Here is a 21,595-nt window from a genome sequence, read left to right on the forward strand (position 1 = left end):
ACACCCCGACAGGTATGCATCTGCACAAAAATAAGCGGCCGAAGACGGCAGCCGAATGGCGATCTAGCACTCCTCCCCCGCCAGGCGGTAGCTCACGAGGCTGGGGCGGCCGGTCCAGGGGTCGGGCTCGATGAGGGCGTCCAGGCCGAAGACCTCGCGCAAAAGAGCCGGGGTCATGACCTCCTTAGGCGTGCCCGCGCCGCGGATGGCGCCGGATTTCAGGGCGATCATCCAGTCGGAGAAGCGGGCGGCCAGGTTCAGCTCGTGGATGACGAGCGCGATGGTCTTGCCCTCGTCGCGGTTGAGCGTTTGCAGCAGTTCCAGCACCTCCAGCTGGTGGGCCATGTCCAGATAGGTGGTGGGCTCGTCCAGAAGGATGAGGCCCGTGTCCTGGGCGAGCGCCATGGCGATCCAGGCCCGCTGGCGCTGGCCGCCGGAAAGCGCGTCGATGGGGCGCTCGGCCAGGCCGTCCAAGTGCGTGATGGAAAGGGCCCAGTCGATGATGCGCCTATCGTCGTCGGTCAGGCGCCCGAAGCCCCTCTGGTGCGGGTAGCGGCCAAGGGCTACCAGCTCGCCCACGGTGAGCCCAGCCGGTGCCTGGGGCGACTGGGGAAGCAGGGCCATCTGACGGGCGACCTCGGCCGTGGGCATCGTCGCGATGGCCGTCCCGTTCAGATACACCGCGCCGCCGCGCAGGGGCATGGTGCGCGAGAGCGCCTTCAGAAGCGTGGATTTCCCGCAGCCGTTCGGCCCGATGATGGAGGTGATCTCCCCAGCGGGCACGGCCACGTTCATGGGCTTGATGATGACGCGATCGCCGTAGCCCACCGACACGGCCTCGCCGCGCAGGGCCGCGCCGGCGAAGCGCTCGCAAGTGCGGTCGCAGGTCTCGCAGAACAGGGACTCGCCGCCAACTTCGGATGCCCTGGGAGCATCCTCGCAGGAGGAATCGCGGAAATCCGCTGCGTTCTTCTTCACAAGCGTCACCTTCTCCTAGGATTTCGCCAGCAGGTACAGGAAATAGGGCGCGCCGATGACCGCCGCCACGATGCCGACGGGAATCTCGTTGGGGGCGAGCAGCGTGCGCGAGATGATGTCGGCCAGAAGCATGAGCACCGCGCCCACGAGCACCGTTGCGGGCACGAGCACCCGGAAGTTCGGCCCCACGAGGCGCCGCGCTATGTGCGGGCACACGAGCCCCACGAAGGTGAGACCACCGCCCACGGCGCAGGCGAGCCCCGAGGCCCCCACGGCCACGGCAGTGAGGGCAGCGCGGGCCCGGGGCACATTCACGCCGAGTCCCGTGGCGGCCGCCTCGCCGAGCCCCAGCACGTTCAGTGTGCGCGAGGCATAGAGGGCACCGGCCACGAGCAACGCCAGCCCCACGGCGAGAATGGCCACGTTTTCCCAACTGGCACCCCAGATGCTGCCGGCGATCCAATTCTGCACGAAGGCGTAGTCGCCATCGGACATGCGCAGCATGAGCAGCGACGTGGCGCTGGAGAGCCCCGTGGCCAAAGCGACGCCGATGAGCAGCAGCCTCCGCGGGCTGGAGGCCCCGCGCACCACCGAAAGCCGCCAGCCGAGGAAGGCCACGGCCGCCGAGCCCGCGAAGGCGAGCACCGGCAGGGCCACCGCGGAGGGGAAGAGCCCCGCGGGCACGAAGACGATGAAGGCGGCCACGAGCAGCCCAGCGCCGGCGTTGATGCCGAGTACGCCCGGGTCGGCCATGTCGTTGCGGGAGATGCCTTGCAGAAGGCATCCGGAAAGCGACAGCCCCACGCCCACCAAAAGCGAGGTGAGCACCCGGGGCAGGCGCAAGTCCACCAGGGTGTAGGTGAGGCTCTGGCTCGCCGTGCCGGAAAGGATCTGCCCCAGCTCCTCCAACGAGATGCTGCGGTAGCCGGCGTTGATGTCGCACCACAGGGCCACCAGCGCCAGTGCGGCTAGGATCACCAGCACCGCACTCGTGCGCAGCCGTTTTCTCCGCTCAGTCAAGGCCGCTCGCCTCCCTCCGCGCGCACCAGATGAAGAACGGCACGCCGACGATGGCGAAGATGATGCCGATGGGAATTTCGCTCGGCGCCATGAGCGTGCGGGCGAGCACATCGGCCAAAAGCATAAACAGCGCCCCGCCCACCATGGAGGCGGGAATGACGGCCCGGTAGTCCGATCCCACGAAACGGCGCACCATGTGCGGCACCATGAGGCCCACGAAGGCCACCGGCCCCGCGAGCGCCACGGCCGCGCCCGCCAGCACGAGTACCACGAGCAGGCACAACGTACGGGATTTCCCCACGTTCACGCCGAGCCCTGAGGCGGCCTCCTCGCCCAGCGAGAGCACCGTCACGCGCCGCGCCAGCACCCAGGAGGCCGCCAGCGCCGCCACGATGAAGGGCGCCGTCATGGCCAGCGTGTCGGCACGGATGCCGGCCACGCCGCCGGCGGTCCAGAAGGTAAGCGAGTAGCCGATGTTGAAGAAGATGGCCACGCCCTGGGCGAGCGCCGTGAGGAAGAGCCCCACGGCGCAGCCCGCCAGCACCAGCAGCACCGGATCCACGTTGCGCCGCCGGAAGCTCACGGCCCCGAAGACCACGGCCAAAGCGAAGGCGGCACCTACAAACGAGCACCCCACCACCCCGGCGAAGCTCATGCCCGGCAGAAGCGCAAGGCACAGTGCCAGCGCGAAGGCGCCCCCGGCGTTGATGCCGAGAAGCCCCGAGTCGGCCAGGGGGTTGCGGGTGACGCCCTGCATGATGGCGCCAGCCACGGCAAAGGCCGCTCCCACGAGGATGCAGCCCACTGTGCGCGGGCCGCGCAGCTCGAGGATGGCCACGTGCTCCTGATTCGCCATGTCCGGCGAGAAGAGCGCACCCAGCACCTGGTCGGGCGGGATGGGCGTGCTGCCGAAGAACAGGGAGAGCCCCGCAGCCAGCGCGACCGCGATCACTCCCCCGATCAGGAAGACCGATGTTCTCAAGCGCGACACGAAAAGCTCCCGCTAGGCCGCCGTGTCCGCATGGGCGCGGAAGAAGTCGGTGAAGGTCTCGAGCTGGTTGGTCAGCGTAATGGGATCGCGGTGCATGAAGGCCACCTGCTCGTAGGGCATGAGGCGCCCGGCCTTGACGGCGGGCAGGTTCTTCCACAGCTGCGAGTCATCCACATAGGCCGAGTCGGCGCCGTCCAGCACGCCGTAGCAAATGAAGTCGCCGGCGTAGTCGGGCAGCGCCTCCACGGAGATCACCTTGTAGGCCTCGTCGCCCTCCACCATGGGGCCCTGGATGGCCTCGGGCGCCTTCAGCCCCCACATATCGTAGAGGATGGAACCACCGCGGGCGAAGTGGCTGCCCATGGCGTAGATATCCTGGGGCCACACCTCCAAGATGGACACGGTACGATCGCCCACGATACCCACGATCTCGTCTTTCACCGTGGCCACCTTGTCGTTGAACTCGGCGATATAGGCCTCGGCGGCGTCCTTCTTGCCCACCAAATCGGCGATGTAGCGGAACAGGTCCTCGTCCGTGCGCGTGCCGTCGGCGATGTAGACCGTCGGCGCGATCTTGGCGTACTTGTCGTAGTCGGCCTCGGTAATGGTGACGATGAGGTCCGGCTGCTTCTCGGCGATCATCTCGAGCGAGGTCTCAGCCGAGGTGGTGTTCAGGGCTTCGATGCCGTCGCACAGTCCCGCAAGGAACGGGTTGTTCAGGGCATAGGGGCTCGCGATGACCGGTTTCACGTCCACAGCCAGAAACTCGCCGAGGTAGTAGTCGCTCACGATGGTCTGGGGATTGGCGGGAATCTCCACCGGCCCCTTGTCGGTGTCCACCGTGCGCGTGGCTGCGCCTGCGGCCGCATCGGCGCCGGAAGCGCCGCCGTCGGTCGTAGCGGCGCCCTCCCCTCCTGCGGAGGAACCGGTAGAAGAGGAGCAGCCGCCGAGCACGGGAGTCAGGACGGCAGTAGCGAGGAAGGCCGCGAAAGTGCGGCGGGAAATCGGGGCCATGGGCAGATCCTTTCTGAAAGCTGAGCAAAGAAGTTAGTTATAGTAAACTCACAGCGCCGGATGTTATTACGGGTTTACTTTTATGCAAGCGCTTCGGAAAACATTCACAAACGGCGCTGATCCATTCTAGGCAACGACAGTCGGTTTCCCCCAAGGCATCTCCCCTGTTGTTTCTCAGCCGAAGCCCTCTCGTTGCCCAAGGTGTTAGCCGAAATGTGCAAAAGAGGGTACTTCTCGTAACTTTTCATGTCCGAAGAGAGCGCAGGCGTTCCTGATTTCGGGTATTTCCGCAGGTGAATACCTTCAACTAGAGCCTCAACGCGAAAACTGACTACGAGAAGTACCCTCTTTTGCACATTTCGCGCAGGCCGTCTCCTTCAAGGTAAACGAAATACAAAAAAGGAGCCGTCCTCGGACGGCTCCTTCCGGGTGAAACGCTATTTGGCGGCAGGCGCTACTCGACGATCTTGCTGTCCTCCATGGTGGCGTAGCCGCCGACGTAGACGTCGGTGGCACGGCCGACAAGCTCGGCTCCGATGAAGCCGGAGTTGTTGGCCTTGGAGCAGAAGTCGCCCACCTCCACGGTCCAGGCGGCCTCAGGGTCGATGACCGTGAGGTCGGCCACGCTGCCGGCCTCGATCTTCACCGGCTCCTGGCGCAGGATCTCGCGCGGGGCGACGGCCATGGCCTCAACCATGCGGCCGTAGTCGATGACGCCGGCGCGCACGAGATGCGTGAGCACCAGGGAGAGCGAGGTCTCAAGGCCCGTCATGCCGAAGGGCGCCAGCTCGAACTCGCGATCCTTCTCCCAATCGGTGTGGGGCGCGTGATCGGTGACGATGGCGTCGATGGTGCCGTTCGCGAGGCCCTCGATGAGCGCGGCGGCATCCTCGGCGGTGCGCAGCGGCGGGTTCACCTTCAGCGCAGTCTGGTACTCGGCAGTGATGGCGTCCTCGGTGAGGAACATGTGGTGCGGCGTCACCTCGCAAGTCACCGGCAGCCCCTCGGCCTTCGCGGCGGCCACCAGATCGAGCCCGCGCTTGGTGGTGATGTGCTGGATGTGCAAAGGGCACCCGGTCAGACGGCAGAGCGCGATGTCGCGGGCGATCTCGAGCTCCTCGCCCTCGGCCGGCCAGCCCACCATGCCGAGGCGCGTGCTCGCCACGCCCTCGTTCACCTGGCCGTCGGCCACAAGCGAGTCGTCCTGGCAGTGAGCCATGACGACGGTGTCGAACTGGTTGGCGTAGTCCATGACGCGGCGCATCATGCCGGCGTCCTGGATGCCGTGGCCGTCGTCGGTGAACACGGGCGCGCCGTGGGCGTACATATCGCCCATGTCGGAGAGCACCTCGCCCTTCAAGTCCTTGGAGCAGGCGCCGGCCACCACGACGCGGCACTTCCCCACGGCCGCGGCGCGGGCCTTCACGTATTCCACGGTCACGGCGTCGTCGATCACCGGGCTCGTGTTCGGCATGGTGCACACCGCGGTGAAACCACCGTGGGCCGCCGCGCGGGAACCAGAGGCGATGTCCTCCTTCTGCTCCTGGCCCGGATCGCGGAAGTGCACGTGCATGTCCACGAGGCCGGGAGTGACGATCTTGCCGGCAAGATCGCGCTCGACGCCCTTCTCCATGGCGAGGTCGTGTCCCACCTCCACGATCTTGCCGTCGCGGATGAGGATGTCGGCCACTTCGTCCAGGCCGATCTGGGGGTCGATCAGACGAGCGTTCTTAAGCATCAATGCCATCGTTGCTACCTCCTAGGAGCAGGTACAGGGCGGCCATGCGCACGAGGACGCCGGCGTAAACTTGGTCGAGGATGATGGAGCGCTTGGGGTGGTCGGCCATGAAGCTGTCCAGTTCCACGCCGCGGTTGATGGGGCCCGGGTGGCACACGCAGGCATCGGGCTTCAGAAGCTTGTCGCGCTCCTCGGTGAGTCCGTAGAGCAGGTTGTACTCGCGCAGGTTCGGGTACGGCGCGCCCTCGAAGCGCTCGCGCTGGATGCGCAGCATGTACACCACGTCCAGCTCCGGCAGCGCCTCGTCCAGGTTGCTCGTCACGTGGTCGGCGCCGAGGATGTCGGGGCGCGCGGGCAGCAGCGTCGGCGGCGCGATGACCGTCACCTCGCAGCCCATGATCTTGAGCGCCGGGATAAGCGAGCCGCACACGCGGGAGTGGGAGATGTCGCCCACGACGCCCACGTGCAGGTTGTCGAAGGAGCCCTTCTCCTCCCAGATGGAGTACAGATCGAGCAGCGCCTGGGTGGGATGCTGGTGCTTGCCGTCGCCGGCGTCGATGACCGACACGCCGGACACATCGGCGATCTTGCGGGGCACGCCGGCCCAGCGGTCGCGCACCACGATGCAGTCGATCTTGTAGGAGCACAGCGTCTTCACGGTGTCCACGAGGCTCTCGCCCTTCACCGTGGCCGTAGAGGAGCCGCCGAAGTTCAGCGAGTCGGCCGACAGGCGCTTCTCGGCGATCTCGAAGGAGGAGCGGGTGCGGGTGGAGGGCTCGTTGAACATGTTCACGACGGTGAAGCCCTTCAGCGTCGGCACCTTCTTGATGCGGCGCTCGTTGACCTGCTTGAAGGTCTTAGCCGTCTCCAGGATGGTCATGATGTCATCGGCGGAGTACTCCGTGATGTCGATGAGGTGCTTGTGATCGAAGGCCATGGACCTACTCACCTTCCTTTTTCGTCAGGGCCGCGGCGCCTGCTCGCTTGCCCGGCTCGATGTCCAGAATCTCCACGGCCGAGATGCCGTCGACTTCCTCCAGGAACAGGCGCACGTTCTCGCTGGAGGACGAGGGCACGTTCTTGCCCACGAAGTCGGCGCGGATGGGCAGCTCGCGGTGGCCGCGGTCGACGAGGACCGCCAGCTCCACGGCGGCGGGGCGACCGATGTCCATGAGCGCGTCGAGCGCCGCGCGGATGGTGCGGCCCGTGTACAGCACGTCGTCCACGAGCACGATGGTCATGCCGTCGATGCTAAACGGGATGTCGGTGGAATGAACCTCAGGAGACATATGGGTCGCGAAGTCGTCGCGATAGAAGCTGATGTCCAGCTTGCCCAGGGGAACCTTGACCCCCTCGATCTCCTCGATTTTGTGAACGAGCATCTTCGCGAGAAGATCGCCTCGCGTGACGATGCCCACGAGCGCGATGTTGTCCGCGCCCTTGTTGGCCTCGAGGATCTGGTGCGCCATGCGCGTCACCGCTCGCTCGATGTCGTCTGCATCCATGCAGACCGACTTGACCATGCTCTCGTCGTTCATACACACTCCCTTCGTAAGGTCAGTGCGTACAGACGAGTCCGCGAAGCCCCGCGTCCGAGTTTTCCGCGAGCTTCGTGCCGCCTCGCGGGCAAAAGAAAAAGCCCGTCTGGCGACTAGGCTTCCTGCGTCGTTGCGCTTGCTTCCCGCTTGCCGGGCGCTGCGCTGATTGGGGTTACCTTGTCGGCCTCTCTGTACCGCATTTAAAGGACGGTTGCACCATACACCGCAGAAAGATGACTTGCAAGCATTGTATTGAATTTTTTCAAAAAAGGCGAAAATGGGATGGCCACAGGTTCGCCCAAGGAAGTCAGCGAGGCTCCGACAGGTGCCTGCAATTCGCTTGAAGCGCGGCCGAGCGGCCTTGGGGCCGTGAGGGAAAGTGCTGAATGCGAAGGGCAGATGCCTGTCGGAGCCGCAGCATCAGCAGTGCCGTTCGCCCCGTCAGGGCGAACGGAACCTAGAAGTTCTCGGCCTTGATCTCGAAGTAGCCTTGCGGGTGCTCGCAGACGGGGCACTTCTCGGGGGGCTCGGTGCCGATCTCGATGTGGCCGCAGACGGTGCAGTACCACACCTTCACTTCCTTGCGGCGGAACACCTCGTCGTTCTCGATGCGCTCGATGAGCAGCTGATAGCGGTTCTCATGGCTCTTCTCGATGGCGGCCAGGCCCTCGAAGAAATCGGCCAGATCGGCGAAGCCCTCCTCGCGAGCGGTCTTGGCATAGCCGGTGTAAATCTCGACTTCTTCATCCTCGCTGGCGGCAGCGGCCTTCAGGTTGTCGAGCGTGCCCGGCACCTTGCCGCCGTGCATCTTCTTGTAGTGCAGCTTCGCGTGATGCAGCTCGTTGCCGGCGGTCTCGTTGAAGATGTCGGAGATCTGCTTGTAGCCGTCCTTGGCGGCCTGCTGGCCGTAGAACGTGTACTCGCAATAGGCCACGGCCTCCTGCGAGAGCGAGCTCTCCAAGTTCTTCCATGTCTGGGATTTCTCAAGTTCCATGGGTTCCAACTCCTTTCTGCGCGGTGCCGCTTGTGCTGGCGCCGTATCGTCTTGTCTATAGTGAGACTCGGCGGCTCGCGCAGCGACAGCTAACCTTAAGGAGTTGGGTAATCGTAACTTCCCTATTGAATCGGCGACACAAAAAAGAAGGCCGCTCGATCGAGCGGCCTTCCGGTGCGCACTGATTCGTGCTTTGGCTTAGGCGGCCTTGTTCAGGCTGTCCAGCTCCTTCTCCAGAGCGGTGTTGTCCGCAGCGGAGATCCAGCCCTCGGGGATGGGGGCGTCGTTGTGGCACTGCGAGCAGGCGTTCACGGAAGCGCGGTGCGCCTTGTGGCAGTCGCTGCACTGGTTCTCGCCGTGCTGGGCCACGTGCGGGTTGCGCTCCAGATCCTTCGTAGCCTGAATCAGGTCGTCGCGAGTCATGTTGTGGCAGGACTCGTTCAGGCAGAACTGATCGGGCTCGATGCCGCGAGCAGCCACGAGATCCTCCAGCGACTTCTCGGGCACGACCTGCTGGCCGGTCTGGGTGTTCAGAACCTCGTAGCTGCCGGTGATCCAGCTCATGCCCTCGCCGATCTGCTCGGACAGGGTGGGAACATGGCAACCGAGGCAGGTGGTGCCGTTCTCGGCGCGATGCACAGCGGCCATCATGCCGGAGGCGTTGGCGACCTCGTTGCCCCACACGTCAGTGGCGGCCTGGCCGGGCTCGGCCTCATAGGTGGGCAGGTAGGCGTCCATCGGTGTGTGGCAGATGGCGTTGCAGAAGCTCGGCTGCTCGTGCCATACCCAGAAGCCGGCGCCGGCCACGACGAGCACAGCGACGACGACGCCCACGACGATGGGCCACTTCTTCTTTTTCTTCTGGGCGGCAGGCTCGGCAGTCTGCCCGTCCACCTTTTTCTCTTCTTCTGTCATGCCTCTTCCTTCCAGTTGGGGATCCTCGAGATGCCCTTATGGCATCTCCTTCCTTCGAAGCGAGCGATCTGCCCTCCCCAGCTGACCTCTGAACCTCGAGGGGCAAGGGCGGCGCCATTCGAAGCGCGACGCCATCGCCCCTTGGGGTTTCGCTTCGCTGTGCATGATACCTGAACTTGACTGCAATTGACGACGCCGATCACCGCGAAATTTTTGCCAATGGCGCCCTGAACAAGAGTAGAGGGACGACCTCGGCCGTCCCTCTACGGATTTGAACCATGCTAGCGCGAGTGCCCCCTCCCTGCAGTGGTCGCGGAAGGAAGCGAGAGGCGACCTCGGTCGCCCCCTACGGATTCTCTCCGAGAGGCGTCACTCGCTTGAATCTCTTCTATTCCTGAATGCCGTCGGTCTGGCGGATGAGCTTGCGCTTGATCTTGCCGCCGATGGTCTTGGGCAGCTCGTCCACGTACTCGATGATGCGCGGGTACTTGTAGGGAGCCGTGGTCTTCTTCACATGATCCTGCAGCTCGCGGGTGAGCGCGTCGGTGCCCTCGTAGCCCTTCGCGAGCACAATGGTGGCCTTCACCACTTTGCCGCGGATGGGATCCGGCGCCGCCGTGACGGCGCACTCCACCACGGCCGGGTGCTCCACCAGCGCGCTTTCCACCTCGAAGGGGCCGATGCGGTAGCCGGAGCACTTGATAACGTCGTCGTTGCGGCCCACGAAGTAGCAGTAGCCGTCGGAGTCGCGCCAGGCCATGTCGTGGAGGTTGTAATACTCCCCTCCCACGGCCTCCTCCGTGCGCTCCGGGTTGCCGTAGTAGCCCACGAACAGTCCCGGAGGATAGGCCTCTTTCAGGCCCGTCACGCAGATGGCGCCCTCCTCGCCGTCATCGACCTCGCGGCCGTCGTCGTCGAGCAGCTTCACGTTGAGCAGGGGCGACGGCTTGCCCATGGAACCGGGCCTCGGCTCGATCCACGGGAAGGTGGCCAGAAGCACCGGGCCCTCGGTCTGGCCGAAGCCCTCGCGGATCTTCTTGCCGGTGAGGCGCTCCCACTGGATGGTCACCTCCGCGTTCAGCGGCTCACCCGCCGTGGCGAAGTTCTCCACGCTGGACAAGTCGTAGGCGGCCACGTCCTCCTGCAGCATAAAGCGGTACATGGTGGGCGGCGCGCAGAAGGTGGTGAGCTTGTAGTCCTGAATCTTCTGCAGAAGCTTGGTGGGCACGAACTTGTCCATGTCGTAGGCGAAGATGGTGGCACCGGCGATCCACTGGCCGTAGATCTTGCCCCAGCCGAACTTGGCCCAGCCGGAGTCGGTCACCGACATGTGCAGCTTGTTCTCCTGCACCTGCTGCCAGTACTTCGCCGTGATGATGTGGCCGAGAGGATGGGCGAAGTTGTGCTCCACGGCCTTGGGGTTGCCCGTCGTGCCGCTCGTGAAGTACATGAGCATGATGTCCTTGGAGGTGACGCCCGCATCTCCTGTGGGGCGCTCGAAGGTGTCGGGGTAGCCCGCAATGAGCTCGTCGAAATCGACCCAGCCCTCGCGGGAGCCGTCCACGATGAACTTCTCGCGCACCGTGGGGCAATCGGGCATGGCCTCTTCCACCTGCGTGCAGACGTACTCGTCGTTCACCGCCACAATGGCCTTCACGTCGGCGCTGTTGGCGCGGTAGACCACGTCCTTTCGCGTGAGCTGCAGCGACGCGGGGATGATGGTGGCGCCCAGCTTGCAGAGGGCCACGGCGCACACCCAGTACTCCCAGCGGCGGCGCAGGATGCACATGACCACGTCGCCCTTGCCGATGCCGAGCTCTTTGAAGGCGTTGGCCGCCTGGTTCGAGAGGTGCTTGATGTCGGTGAACGTGAAAGCGCGCTCCTCGCCGGCGTCGTTGGTCCACAGAAGCGCCCGCTTGTCGGGCTCCACGGCAGCCCACTCGTCGACGACGTCGAAACCGAAGTTGAAGGCCTCGGGAACCTCGATGGTGAAGTTCTCGGCGAAGTCCTCGTAGGAATCGAATTCAATTCTCGGGCAGTACTTCTTCAGAACATGATCCATAGTGGTGCTTCTCTCTGCTCTCCTATTTCGCTTTGTCCGCGATTCCGCTTTGTCCGCGAAGCGCCTCGCGGTATTCCAATTCGCTCAAACAGTCCTCGCTTTGTGGAAATGCCCACTGGGCATTTCCAGTCGCTGCGGAACTCGCTCGGTTGGAACACCCCGAGTCGCTTCGCTACTCTTCCAAAAATGAGATGGTACTATTCGGCGATGATGGTGATGAACTTGCAGGGGACGTCGCCGTTGCAGCGCTGGCCGTGGGGGTAGGTGGGGTTGAAGTAGATGCTGTCGCCGGCGTTCAGCTGGATGTCGCGATCCCCGAAGGTGAGAATGAGCGACCCTTCCAGCACGTAGTTGAACTCCTGGCCGTCGTGGCACACCAGCTCGGCCGGCTCGTCGCACGGATCCAAGATGACCAGCAGCGGCTGCATGATCTTGCGGGCGTAGCGGCTGGCCATGTCCTCGTAGTGATACCCGGGGAAACGCTCGACCTCCTCGGTCTCGCCGCGACGCACCAAGTGGTAGGTGTCCAGCTTCGGCGCGGTGCCCGTGAGGATCTCGGTGAGGTCGACGTTGAACTTGCGGGCCATGTGGTAGATGGCCGAGATGGGGATGTCCTCGCCGGTCTCCTCCCAGCCGCGGTAGGTGTCGATATCGACGCCGAGCTCCTCGGCCATGGTGTGGCGCGACACGTCGCAGGCCTCGCGCAGGCCCTGCAGGCGCTCGCCCAAATCTTTCAGGTTCTCTTCTTCCATGTTCGTCCTTCTATCTTGTCCCGCCCCTGACTGGACGGTGCCTGATTCAATCCCCGACCGCTTCCAGCCCGCCCGGCTGCGGTAAGAGGCTACGCGTTGATGCCGAGCTTGATGGCTTGGCGGTTCTGCTCCAGCTTCTCGGGCTTCTTGCCGGCCACCTTCGCGATGGCGCCGTCGAGCGCCTCCTCGGAGCAAAAGCCGGTCTCGGCCCAGAGCTTGCCGATAAGCACGATGTTGCCGAGGCCTTTGAGATCGGCCTCCTCGCACATCTTGGTCGCGGGGATGCCGATGACCGTCACGCCCTCGGGCTCGGTGAGACTCGGCACCATGGCCGTGTCCACCACCACGATGCCGCCCTCTTCCACGTTGTCGATGAACTTGTCGAAGGAGGGCTGGTTCAGAGCGATGAGCGCGCTCGGGCGCGTGATCAGCGGGCTGCCGATGGGCTTATCGGACAGCGTCACCGAGCAGTTGGCGGTGCCGCCGCGCATTTCGGGGCCGTAGGAGGGCATCCACGAAACCTCGCGGTCCTCGATGAGGCCGGCCGTAGCGATGACCTTGCCGGCGAACAGCGACCCTTGGCCGCCGAAGCCGGCGACGACGCAGGTGAGATCCTTGCCCATTAGTTGCCTCCTTCTGACACGGCCTCGGGATGGGCGATGGGGCAGGCCGCATTGCGGGCGCTCGCCGCCTCGGCGGCATTGGCGAAGCCGTCGGCGGTCACATCGCGCACCACCCCGAGCGGGTAGTACGGCAGCATGTTCACGCGCATCCACTCGAAGGCGTCCTTCGGCGTCATGCCCCAGTTGGTGGGGCAGGTGGAAACCACCTCGATGAACGAGTAGCCCACACCGTCGATCTGGTTCTGGAAGGCCTTCTTGATGGCCTTTTTAGCCTTGCGCACGTTCTTCGGCGTATCGACGCAGACGCGCTCGATGTAGGCCGGGCCGTCCAGCGCGTTCAGAAGCTCGCTCACGCGGATGGGGTTGCCGGCCGTGGACACATCGCGCCCGTAGGGACTCGTCTGGGTCACCTGGTTCGGCAGCGAGGTGGGGGCCATCTGGCCGCCGGTCATGCCGTAGATGGCGTTGTTGATGAAGATGATGGTGATGTTCTCGCCGCGAGTGGCCGCATGGACCGTCTCGGCCATGCCGATGGAGGCCAAGTCACCGTCGCCCTGGTAGGCGAAGACCACCTTGTCGGGATGCACGCGCTTCACCGCCGTGGCCACCGCGGGCGCCCGGCCGTGGGCGGCCTCGATCATGTCGCAGCCGAAGAAGTCGTAGGAGATGACCGAGCAGCCCACGGGCGCCACGCCGATCGTCTCGCCCTCGATGTCCAGCTCGTCCATGACCTCGCACACCAGACGCTCCACGATGCCGTGGGGGCAGCCGGGGCAGAAGTTCGTGACCACGGGCAACAGGGAGTGGGGTCGCTCGAAGACCACTTTCATTTCCTTCTCAGTCGTCTCGACCATGCTACTCACCTACCTTCTCGTTCAAAGCGACAATGGCCGCCAGCACCTCGTCGGGCGTCGGGATGACGCCACCAGTGCGGCCGAAGAACTCCACCGGCACGCGCCCCGCCACCGCCAGGCGCACATCTTCCACCATCTGGCCCATGTTCATCTCCACGTCGAGGAACGCCTTGGCCGTGGGCACGAGCGCCTCGATGGCCCGCATCGGGAAGGGCCACAGCGTGATGGGGCGCACAAGACCCGCCTTGATGCCCTGCTCGCGCGCGGCGTTCACCGCCGAGCGGGCCACGCGGGCCGCGCCGCCGAAGGCCACGAGCACGATGTCGGCGTCCTCGGTGAGATAGCTCTCGGCCTCCTGCTCGGTCTCCTCGATGACCGCGTAGCGCTCATAGCGCTCGCGGACGAGGTCCTCCAGATCGGACGCGGTCAGGTACAGCGAGTTCGCCACGTTGTGGGGTCGCTTATGCCCGTGGCCGCAGGTGGCCCAGGGCTTCTCGGGCAGATCCTCCGGGGCGAGCGCCTCGGGCAGGACCACCGGCTCCATCATCTGGCCGAGCATGCCGTCGGCCATGATCATGACCGGCACGCGGTACTTGTCGGCTGTATCGAACGCCTTGAAGGCGTAGTCGGCCATCTCCTGCACCGTGGAGGGCGCGTACACGACGATGTGGAAGTCGCCGTGCCCGGTGGCCTTGGTGGCCTGCCAGTAGTCGGCCTGGGAGGGCTGGATGGAACCGAGGCCCGGACCGCCGCGCTGCACGTTGACGATGACGCCGGGCAGATCGGCGCCGGCCATATACGAGATGCCCTCGCTCTTCAGCGAGATTCCCGGCGACGACGAGGAGGTCATCACGCGGGCGCCGGCTGCCGAGGCACCGTAGACCATGTTGATGGCCGCCACCTCGGACTCCGCCTGAAGATAGGTGCCCCCCACCTTCGGCATCATCTTCGCCATGTAGGCGGCCACCTCGGTCTGGGGCGTGATGGGGTAACCGAAGAAGAAGCGGCAACCGGCACGCATGGCCGCCTCGGCCATGGCCTCGTTGCCCTTCATGAGTACTTTCTCAGCCATTGAACTACCTTTCAACCGTGATGGCCACATCGGGGCACATGGTCGCGCAGGTGGCGCAACCAGTGCACTTGTCCTCGTCGGTGCAATGGGCCGGGTGATAGCCCTTGGCCGTGATGACGTCCGGGTCGAGCTCGAGAATGCCCACCGGGCAGACATCGGTGCACAGCCCGCATCCCTTGCAGAAGAAATCGTCGATAGTGACTCGCGCCATGGAAACCTCCCTTGCTTACTCGCGCGCGGGCCTCGCCGCCCGCGCCTCTCTCTCATCTTGAATGGGCCGCCCTTAGGACCAGGGAGGCTTGACGTACACGTTCACAGCATAGCCATTGGGAATGTCGTCCAGGGCGCATGGCCCCGTGTTTTCCCGCTGAATGGCCTGAATGGGGGCGGTAATGCAGGCAATGGGAAGGCCCGCCATCGAGGCCACTGCCTGGGTATACGGGACACTTTCGACGATGTGTCCCAAAGCAGTCTCGCCCTGCAAGTGGGAGTTGCCCACCACGGCCGTGGCCGCCAAATGGCTCTTGGCCTCGATCTCGCGCAGCACCGCCACCGCATCGGCAGGTTCCTGCGTGAGGTTGCGGAAGGCGTTCACCACGTAGAGCATGGCATAAGGCCCCGCTGCGAGGGCCGGCGCGAAGCGCGCGAGCGCCGTGGCGCCCACATCGTCGCCGCCGGCATCCACGATGACGACCGTACGCCCCGTCTCGTCGCGATAGGCCTCCGCCGCGGCCACGGCCAGCTCCCCGGTGACCGACGGGACGTCGAGGCTCGTGCCCGCGTGGCCGAACACGGGCGCGATGAGCCGCACCCCGGCCTCTTCCAGAAGATCGCGATACTCGTTCGAGCGGAAGTACGGGTTCACGACGTCCATGTCGGAAAGCGTCACGCGGTACCCGGCCGCGGCGGCATCCAGGGCGAGGTTGAGGGCGAAGTTGGTCTTCCCCACTCCGTAATGCCCCGTCACCACCGTGACCGGCGCCAACGGGAACGGGAGCCTCGCAGCTTGATCTGCCGTCATCAGATGAGCCCCTCGGGGGTCTTCTGGGAGGCGCGATGGGTCTTGTCCTGCTCGCGGATGGCGGCCCGGCGGATCTTGCCGTTGACGGTGCGCGGCAGCTCGTCGACGTACTCGATGATGCGCGGGTACTTGTAGGGGGCCGTCTGGCGCTTCACCCACTTCTGCAGCTCGGCGGTGAGGTCATCGCTTCCCTGCCAGCCGTCGGCGAGCACCACCGTCGCCTTCACGGCGAAGCCGCGCACCGGGTCGGGCACGCCGGTGACGGCCACCTCGCGCACGGCGTCGTGCTCGAGCATCACCGACTCGATCTCGAAAGGGCCGATGCGGTAGCCACTCGACTTGATGACGTCGTCGTTGCGGCCCACGTACCAGTAGTTGCCCTCCTCGTCGCGCCAGGCGGTGTCGCCGGTGTGGTACCAGCCGTCGTGCATGGCCTCGGCGGTCTTCTCGGCGTTGCGGTAGTACTCCATCATGATGCCGGCCGGATGCGGGTCGATGGAGATGCAGATCTCGCCGGTCTCGCCGGTGTCGCACTCGGTGCCGTCGTCGCGCAAGATCCTCATGACGTACATCGGCACCGGCTTGCCCATGGAGCCCGGGCGCGGCGTGGAGTTCGTCAGATTGCCCACGGTGAGCGGGGTTTCCGTTTGGCCGAAGCCCTCGTAGATGGTAAGGCCGGTGTGCTCGCGCCAGAAGTCGAACAGATCGGGGTTCAGCGCCTCGCCGGCCGTGGTGCAGTACTCCAGGCTGGACAGGTCGAAGGCGTCCACGTCCACCTCGGTCATGAGGCGGTACATCGTCGGCGGGCAGCAGAGCGTCGTCACGCCGTAGCGGCCGACGAGGGAGAGGATCTCGGCCGGATCGTAGCGGTCGAAGTCGTAGGTGAGCACGGCGGCCTCCATGAGCCACTGGCCGAAGAACTTGCCCCAGACCGCCTTGCCCCAGCCGGTGTCGGCGATGGTGAAGTGCAGCCCCTCGGGATTCACGTTGTGCCAGTGCTTGGCCGTGATGAGGTGCGCCAGCGCGTAGCCGGAATCGTGGAGCACCATCTTGGGATTGCCCGAAGTGCCCGAGGAGAAGTACATGAGCATGGGATCGGCGCCGGCCGTCTCGCGGCGGGTGAAGTCGGCCGAAGCCGCGCGCACCTCGCTGTTGAAGTCGCGCCAGCCCTCGCGCGCGACGGGGGCCGCGCAGATGCCCGCAGGGCCCGAGAGCGCCTCGCCGACAAGCTCGCCGGCGGGAGCGACCCAGTTCCCGTCCTCGTCGCGCGGGGTGAGCCCGGCGCCGGCGGGATTCACGAGGATGAGCGTCTCCACGCTGGGGCACTCCTTCACCACCGCGTCGATGGTGCCGGCGATGTCCCCGGCCGAAGTGGCGATGATGGCCTTGATGTCGGCCCCGTTCAGGCGATAGGTGAGGTCGTGCTCCTTCAGCATGAAGGTGGCCGGCACCGCCACCGCCCCCAGTTTCTCCAGGGCCAGCATCGTGAACCAGAACTGGTAGTGGCGGCGCAGGATGACCATGACGAAGTCGCCGCGGCCGATGCCGCAGTCCGCCAGGAAGTTCGCCGTCTTGTCCGACCACGTTTTCATGTCGGCGAAGGTGAAGGTGTGCTCCTCCCCTTCCGGGTTGCACCAGACCATGGCCGTGCGCTCGGGATCGTTGATCGCGATGTCGTCCACGACGTCGTAGGCGAAGTTGAAGTTGTCGGGCATGGTGATGTCGAACTTCGTGAGCAGACCGTTCTCGTCGTAGGCCTCGTCCACGTAGCGCAAGTTGATGTTTCTCATGATGATATCCTCGGGTGAAGTCTTGAAAGAGCGAACGATTACCTTGGGTTCGGCGACGCCGGATGCGCGGACGCGCGGCCGGGCCCGGTAGCGCCGGTCGCAAGCCCGCGAGTCGGGCCGCCTAGATAATCTTCTCCCCCTCGGGCTTCATCACAATGGCGAGGAACACGCAGGGCTCCCCTCCCGTGGCGATCATGCCATGGCCGCGACCGGAGTCGTACATGACGACATCGCCCGGACTCAGGATCTCCTCGTGGTCCTCGTAGGCGAATCGCATCTGACCGGAGATGATGAAGTCGAGCTCCTGGCCCTCGTGGCGGGACAGGTGCACGGGCACGTCCTGCTCCTCTTCCAAATAGGGAGCGGTGACCACGAAGGGCTCGGCCAGCTTGTGGCGGAAATGCGGCGCCTTGTGCAGGTACTCGAAGCCAGCGCGGCGTTTGATGGAAAGGCCCGCGCCCTCGCGCGTGAGCGAGTAGCCCGTTAGGTGCGGGTTCTCGCCGGTGAGCAGCTCGATGACGTCGACGCCGAACTTCTCGGCGCACTTGTACAGGAAGGTAAAGGAGAGGTCCTCCTCGCCGGACTCTTGTGCGGCGTACTCCGCCGTCGACCGGCCCGTGGCCTCGGCCATCTCCTGCAACGTGAGGTCCATGTCCTCCCGCAGAGCGCGAATACGCCCCGCCACCTCTTTGATATTCGGCTCCACGACCTGCGACCTCCTTATCGGTTCTCGAAAATGACTGTAGCACGCTATTTTACTGGCATCTCGGCGGTCAGCATTTCCAATCGGTTAAAAAGTCGGCGATGCGCCTATAGTTTTTCCCGCAGCCTCGCCATCGCCAGATGCGAAGACGAAATGGAGAAATCTTTTTGTCGAAGACAATTTCTGCTCGATGCAAAGAGGGCGGCCCAGGATTTGGAAATTGTGCTATTTTGGCCTGCTGAAGGCCTTCAAGAAAAACGAAGGTACAGAAAAGCACATTTTCCAAGAGCGCGTGACCAAATAATCATATTTTCCAAACATGAGACTCAGCAATACAAACGTCTTTGAAGCAATCAAGACGCATCAAGCTTCTGAACTGGTGTTTTACTGACACTGAGCTCTCTACTCAAGCGACAATATCATCGTGCAAACCATATACGCTTTCTAAAAATTGGAAAATGTGCTTTTTTTGAAATAGCACTCCATGGGAAATGGAAAAAACTGACCAAATAGTCACATTTTCCATTTCCCATTTCGCTCTATCGGGGAAAGAGAAGCGAGAGTTTAGGCTTTGCGACGCAAAAGGGCGAGGAAGTGGGCGTCGGGGCCGCCGGGCTCTAAAACGGTGGAGAAGAACGGCAGCTCGATGTCGAGGTCGGGATTTCGGCAGGGCACCACCTCGAAGGCGGCACCGGCCTCGGTGGCCAGGAAGGCCTCCACAGCATCGGCGTTCTCCTCGTGGGTGACGGTGCAGGTGGCGTAGGCCAGAATGCCGCCGGGAGCCACATGGGATGCCGCCGATTCCAAGAGACGTGCGTCCAGCTCGGCCGATTCGGCAATGGTTTCGGGGCGCAGGCGCCAGCGGATGTCCGCATGACGCCGGAGCGTGCCCAGCCCCGTGCACGGGGAGTCGATGAACACGCGATCGAAAGTGCGCTCGCCCACCAGGGCGTCCAAGTCGGTGGCGTCGCCGATGATGGCCTCGCTCACGTGCGCCCCGTACTGCTCGGCGCGCTCTTGGAGCAGCTTGGTCTTGAAGGCGTGCACGTCAACGGTGACGTACTCGGGGATCTGCTTGCCGTATCGCCGGTAGGCGATGCTCTGGTCGAGGATGGTCTTCGTGGCGCGGCCGGCGCCGATCTCCAAGAACGACTCCGGTGCCGTATCTCCCACCACCAGATCCGCCACCGCCTGGGAGGTGGCGTCGGACACGAGAAGCAAGCCCTGGTTTATCATGCGGCGCACACGGCCATCGAGCAGGGGCACGCCCGACGCCACTTTGTAGCAGCCGGGTACGGCACAGCCGCCCAGCGCCATGGCTTCAGGCTCAGCGTGAGCCGCCGCGAGAACCGAGACGACCTCCTCGTCAGTGGCGGCCTTCAGCGCGTTGACGGCGATGTAGACCGGAGCCGGCTCGTTCGAGGCCACCATGAAGTCGCGGGCGCCCTCGGGCCCGAGCTCTGCGATGAGCCGCTTGGCGAGCCACACCGGGAAACCGTGCAGCCGCGCATAGGCGGCGATATCAGTGCGCGGGTCGCCGAAGGGGAAGGCCTCCTTGGCGCGCACCACGCGGCGCAGCACCGCATTGGCGAGACCGCCCGCGCGCGGCGCCACCGACTTCACCAGCTCGACGCCCTGATCGACGGCGGCATGGGGGCTCTTCTGCAAAAAGACGATCTCGTAGGCCGACAGGCACAGCGCGTCGCGCACTGCCGGGGCCGCATCGTCGGGCGAGTCCATGCAGCCCGTGATGATGTCCTCCAGGGTGCCGCGCGTGCTGACCACGCCCAGCACGAGCCGGGTGGCGAAGGCCCGATCCTCCCGCGACAGGGGCGAGATATCGATGGTCTTGGCGATGATGTCCTGGGCGAACGCGTCGCGCTCCCTCAGCTGGTGGATGGCCGCCAGGGCAAGCTCGCGGGCCGTCGTGGCCTTGTGGGCCTTCTGCCGGCGCACCTGGTCGCGGCGCGGCGCGCCTCCGCGGCCGCCGTCGCGAGGCCCATCGAAGCGCGGGCCACGATCCTGCGGGGCGTCTTGGTCGGGGGCCGCCATGAGCTTGCCGTCGATGAACACCTCGCGCGGGTGGCCCGCCTCGCGTGAATCGCGCCGAGGGCCGCGGTCTGCGCGCGGGCCGAAATCCTTGCGGGGGGCGCTCCCACCAGTTGGCTTGCCATCGCGGGCACGGAAGTCCTTCCGGTCGGCGCCGGATCGCTGCTCGTCACGCGGGCCTCGGTCGTCCTTGCGGAATCCGCCGGGCTTGCCGTCCTTGCGGTAGCCGCCGGGCTTCCCGTCGCGGGGGCCGCGATCATCCTTGCGGAAGCTACCCGGCTTCCCGTCTTTGCGGAACCCGCCGGGCTTGCCCCCTTTGCGGAAGTCGCTCGGCTTCCCGTCACGAGGCCCCCGGTCATCCTTGCGGTAGCCACCCGGCTTGCTGTCCTTGCGGAACCCGCCGGGCTTGCCTCCCTTGCGGAAGTCGCCGGACTTGCCGCCGGGGCGCGGCCCGCGGTTCTGCCGCGCGCCGCCCTGGGCGTTGCGATCGCCCTGGCTCGCTCGGTCGTAGGATCGTCTCTGGTTGTGGGATCGATGATCGTTATGCACGGGACCATGTTCCTTCCTCGCCCCGCAGCGCGGGGACGCCGGCGGCAAACGAGCGCGCGTCCATGGCGCGCTTGCCGTCCGGTTTTACTTCGGTTACTTCCAAGACCCCCTCGGCGCAGCCGAGAAGCAGTCGGTTCGCGATAAGGGCCGCCGCGCCGGAGCCCAGGCGGTCGGCGGGAGCATCGTCGGCCACGCGGGCCGCCAGCACCGTCAGCGGCCGGCCGGCGACGACGGCCCGGGCGGGATGGGCGGCGCCCGAGGCACGCACGCGGCGATCGTTCGCAACGGCGCTCTCGGCAGGATCGAGGTTCAGCTCGCCTTTGGCGATCTTCTCGGCGTAGGTGACCAGCGCCTCGTCCTGGGCCACCCAGCGCAGGTTGCCGCCCTCGGCCTGGGCCAGCGCCGTGAGCAGCGCGCTGGCGCCCAGGGCTGCCAGCTCCTCGGTGAGCTCGGCGGCTGTGCGCGAACCTGCGGGCAGCGAGCGGCACACGCAGTAGTCGCCGGTGTCGAGCCCCTCCTCCATGGCCATGATGCACACGCCGATCTCCTCGTCGCCGGCGAGGATGGCCCGCTCGATGGGGGCCGCCCCGCGCCAGCGCGGAAGCAGGGACCCGTGCACGTTCAGGCAGCCGAAGGGCGGCAGGTCGAGCACGTCCTTGGGGAGAATCGCCCCGTAGGCCGCCACGCAGATGACATCGGGCGCAAACGCGGCGAGCTCCGAGAGCACCGCAGCGTCGCGCAGCGTGCGCGGCGTTCGCACGGGAAAACCGCGACGTTCGGCCACCTCCTTCACCGGAGAGGGCACAAGCGCCTTTCCACGGCCGCGCACGGCGTCGGGACGCGTGTAGACGGCCGCGATCTCGTGGAACTCCGCCAACTCGTCCAAGATTTCCGCTGCGAAGCGGGGCGTTCCCATGAAGACGACGCGCACG

20 protein-coding genes are annotated in these 21,595 nt (G+C 65.2%); all 20 read right to left on the reverse strand.

The annotated features are described in order from the left end of the window. Window positions 1-63: 63 nt before the first annotated feature. Window positions 64-978 carry an ABC transporter ATP-binding protein gene (locus AEQU_RS05605; protein ID WP_219729207.1) on the reverse strand — a complete coding sequence of 305 codons (915 nt, stop codon included), beginning with the start codon at window positions 976-978 and terminating at the stop codon, window positions 64-66. Window positions 979-993: 15 nt separating this feature from the next. After that, window positions 994-1,998 carry a FecCD family ABC transporter permease gene (locus AEQU_RS05610; protein ID WP_022739961.1) on the reverse strand — a complete coding sequence of 335 codons (1,005 nt, stop codon included), beginning with the start codon at window positions 1,996-1,998 and terminating at the stop codon, window positions 994-996. Continuing rightward, entirely contained in the window at window positions 1,991-2,989 is a 999-nt protein-coding gene (locus AEQU_RS05615) for a FecCD family ABC transporter permease (protein WP_041714513.1), read from the reverse strand. The genes AEQU_RS05610 and AEQU_RS05615 overlap by 8 nt, the downstream gene beginning before the upstream one ends. Window positions 2,990-3,001: 12 nt before the next feature. Next, window positions 3,002-4,003, reverse strand: a complete 1,002-nt coding sequence (locus tag AEQU_RS05620; RefSeq protein WP_022739963.1) for an ABC transporter substrate-binding protein — start codon at window positions 4,001-4,003, stop codon at window positions 3,002-3,004. Window positions 4,004-4,457: 454 nt separating this feature from the next. Then, window positions 4,458-5,750, reverse strand: coding sequence for a dihydroorotase (locus AEQU_RS05625; RefSeq protein ID WP_022739964.1), 1,293 nt, complete (start codon window positions 5,748-5,750; stop codon window positions 4,458-4,460). Then, complete coding sequence (locus AEQU_RS05630) at window positions 5,734-6,678, reverse strand: aspartate carbamoyltransferase catalytic subunit (protein WP_022739965.1); 945 nt, start codon at window positions 6,676-6,678, stop codon at window positions 5,734-5,736. The genes AEQU_RS05625 and AEQU_RS05630 overlap by 17 nt, the downstream gene beginning before the upstream one ends. A 4-nt stretch (window positions 6,679-6,682) precedes the next feature. Further along, window positions 6,683-7,279, reverse strand: coding sequence for a bifunctional pyr operon transcriptional regulator/uracil phosphoribosyltransferase PyrR (pyrR, locus tag AEQU_RS05635; protein WP_022739966.1), 597 nt, complete (start codon window positions 7,277-7,279; stop codon window positions 6,683-6,685). 457 nt (window positions 7,280-7,736) lie between these two features. Then, a complete protein-coding gene (locus AEQU_RS05640) occupies window positions 7,737-8,273 on the reverse strand; it encodes a rubrerythrin family protein (protein WP_022739967.1) in 537 nt (178 codons plus the stop codon). Window positions 8,274-8,471: 198 nt separating this feature from the next. After that, a complete protein-coding gene (gene cgr1 / locus AEQU_RS05645) occupies window positions 8,472-9,188 on the reverse strand; it encodes a cytochrome c-type protein Cgr1 (RefSeq protein ID WP_022739968.1) in 717 nt (238 codons plus the stop codon). A 388-nt stretch (window positions 9,189-9,576) separates the two neighbouring features. Continuing rightward, window positions 9,577-11,250: an AMP-binding protein gene (locus AEQU_RS05650; RefSeq protein WP_022739969.1), complete on the reverse strand. Its 1,674-nt coding sequence runs from the start codon at window positions 11,248-11,250 to the stop codon at window positions 9,577-9,579. Between the two features lie 197 nt (window positions 11,251-11,447). Next, a complete protein-coding gene (locus tag AEQU_RS05655; protein ID WP_022739970.1) occupies window positions 11,448-12,002 on the reverse strand; it encodes a helix-turn-helix domain-containing protein in 555 nt (184 codons plus the stop codon). Window positions 12,003-12,091: 89 nt separating this feature from the next. Then, window positions 12,092-12,625 carry a 2-oxoacid:ferredoxin oxidoreductase subunit gamma family protein gene (locus AEQU_RS05660; protein ID WP_022739971.1) on the reverse strand — a complete coding sequence of 178 codons (534 nt, stop codon included), beginning with the start codon at window positions 12,623-12,625 and terminating at the stop codon, window positions 12,092-12,094. After that, window positions 12,625-13,479, reverse strand: a complete 855-nt coding sequence (locus AEQU_RS05665) for a thiamine pyrophosphate-dependent enzyme (RefSeq protein ID WP_022739972.1) — start codon at window positions 13,477-13,479, stop codon at window positions 12,625-12,627. Before AEQU_RS05665 ends, AEQU_RS05660 begins: the two co-directional genes overlap by 1 nt. Before the next feature lies 1 nt (window position 13,480). Beyond that, the gene (locus tag AEQU_RS05670) at window positions 13,481-14,551 is read right to left on the reverse strand and encodes a 3-methyl-2-oxobutanoate dehydrogenase subunit VorB (protein ID WP_022739973.1); all 1,071 of its coding nucleotides are present in this window, start codon (window positions 14,549-14,551) and stop codon (window positions 13,481-13,483) included. 4 nt (window positions 14,552-14,555) lie between these two features. Beyond that, the gene (locus AEQU_RS05675) at window positions 14,556-14,762 is read right to left on the reverse strand and encodes a 4Fe-4S binding protein (protein ID WP_022739974.1); all 207 of its coding nucleotides are present in this window, start codon (window positions 14,760-14,762) and stop codon (window positions 14,556-14,558) included. Window positions 14,763-14,834: 72 nt separating this feature from the next. Further along, on the reverse strand, window positions 14,835-15,572 hold the full coding sequence (locus AEQU_RS05680) for a nucleotide-binding protein (RefSeq protein ID WP_041714516.1): 738 nt from the start codon (window positions 15,570-15,572) through the stop codon (window positions 14,835-14,837). Next, window positions 15,572-17,362 carry an AMP-binding protein gene (locus AEQU_RS05685; protein ID WP_022739976.1) on the reverse strand — a complete coding sequence of 597 codons (1,791 nt, stop codon included), beginning with the start codon at window positions 17,360-17,362 and terminating at the stop codon, window positions 15,572-15,574. The genes AEQU_RS05680 and AEQU_RS05685 overlap by 1 nt, the downstream gene beginning before the upstream one ends. Before the next feature lie 121 nt (window positions 17,363-17,483). Further along, complete coding sequence (locus AEQU_RS05690) at window positions 17,484-18,068, reverse strand: helix-turn-helix domain-containing protein (protein WP_022739977.1); 585 nt, start codon at window positions 18,066-18,068, stop codon at window positions 17,484-17,486. Between the two features lie 561 nt (window positions 18,069-18,629). Continuing rightward, a complete protein-coding gene (locus AEQU_RS11870; protein WP_022739978.1) occupies window positions 18,630-20,663 on the reverse strand; it encodes a transcription antitermination factor NusB in 2,034 nt (677 codons plus the stop codon). Next, the gene (gene fmt / locus AEQU_RS05700; protein WP_022739979.1) at window positions 20,656-21,594 is read right to left on the reverse strand and encodes a methionyl-tRNA formyltransferase; all 939 of its coding nucleotides are present in this window, start codon (window positions 21,592-21,594) and stop codon (window positions 20,656-20,658) included. Before fmt ends, AEQU_RS11870 begins: the two co-directional genes overlap by 8 nt. Window position 21,595 lies beyond the last annotated feature (1 nt).

Origin of the sequence: Adlercreutzia equolifaciens DSM 19450, from assembly GCF_000478885.1 — a bacterium.
Classification (GTDB): Bacteria; Actinomycetota; Coriobacteriia; order Coriobacteriales; family Eggerthellaceae; genus Adlercreutzia; species Adlercreutzia equolifaciens.

What these genes read in the sequence shown, in the direction of transcription:
- AEQU_RS05655 (WP_022739970.1), bottom strand. Translation starts at nt 12,002, where the DNA reads ATGGAAGAAGAGAACCTGAAAGATTTGGGCGAGCGCCTGCAGGGCCTG.
- AEQU_RS05670 (WP_022739973.1), bottom strand. Translation starts at nt 14,551, where the DNA reads ATGGCTGAGAAAGTACTCATGAAGGGCAACGAGGCCATGGCCGAGGCG.
- AEQU_RS05625 (WP_022739964.1), bottom strand. Translation starts at nt 5,750, where the DNA reads ATGGCATTGATGCTTAAGAACGCTCGTCTGATCGACCCCCAGATCGGC.
- pyrR (WP_022739966.1), bottom strand. Translation starts at nt 7,279, where the DNA reads ATGAACGACGAGAGCATGGTCAAGTCGGTCTGCATGGATGCAGACGAC.
- AEQU_RS05685 (WP_022739976.1), bottom strand. Translation starts at nt 17,362, where the DNA reads ATGAGAAACATCAACTTGCGCTACGTGGACGAGGCCTACGACGAGAAC.
- AEQU_RS05675 (WP_022739974.1), bottom strand. Translation starts at nt 14,762, where the DNA reads ATGGCGCGAGTCACTATCGACGATTTCTTCTGCAAGGGATGCGGGCTG.
- AEQU_RS05660 (WP_022739971.1), bottom strand. Translation starts at nt 12,625, where the DNA reads ATGGGCAAGGATCTCACCTGCGTCGTCGCCGGCTTCGGCGGCCAAGGG.
- AEQU_RS05680 (WP_041714516.1), bottom strand. Translation starts at nt 15,572, where the DNA reads ATGACGGCAGATCAAGCTGCGAGGCTCCCGTTCCCGTTGGCGCCGGTC.
- AEQU_RS05665 (WP_022739972.1), bottom strand. Translation starts at nt 13,479, where the DNA reads ATGGTCGAGACGACTGAGAAGGAAATGAAAGTGGTCTTCGAGCGACCC.
- AEQU_RS05640 (WP_022739967.1), bottom strand. Translation starts at nt 8,273, where the DNA reads ATGGAACTTGAGAAATCCCAGACATGGAAGAACTTGGAGAGCTCGCTC.
- AEQU_RS05620 (WP_022739963.1), bottom strand. Translation starts at nt 4,003, where the DNA reads ATGGCCCCGATTTCCCGCCGCACTTTCGCGGCCTTCCTCGCTACTGCC.
- AEQU_RS05650 (WP_022739969.1), bottom strand. Translation starts at nt 11,250, where the DNA reads ATGGATCATGTTCTGAAGAAGTACTGCCCGAGAATTGAATTCGATTCC.
- AEQU_RS05630 (WP_022739965.1), bottom strand. Translation starts at nt 6,678, where the DNA reads ATGGCCTTCGATCACAAGCACCTCATCGACATCACGGAGTACTCCGCC.
- cgr1 (WP_022739968.1), bottom strand. Translation starts at nt 9,188, where the DNA reads ATGACAGAAGAAGAGAAAAAGGTGGACGGGCAGACTGCCGAGCCTGCC.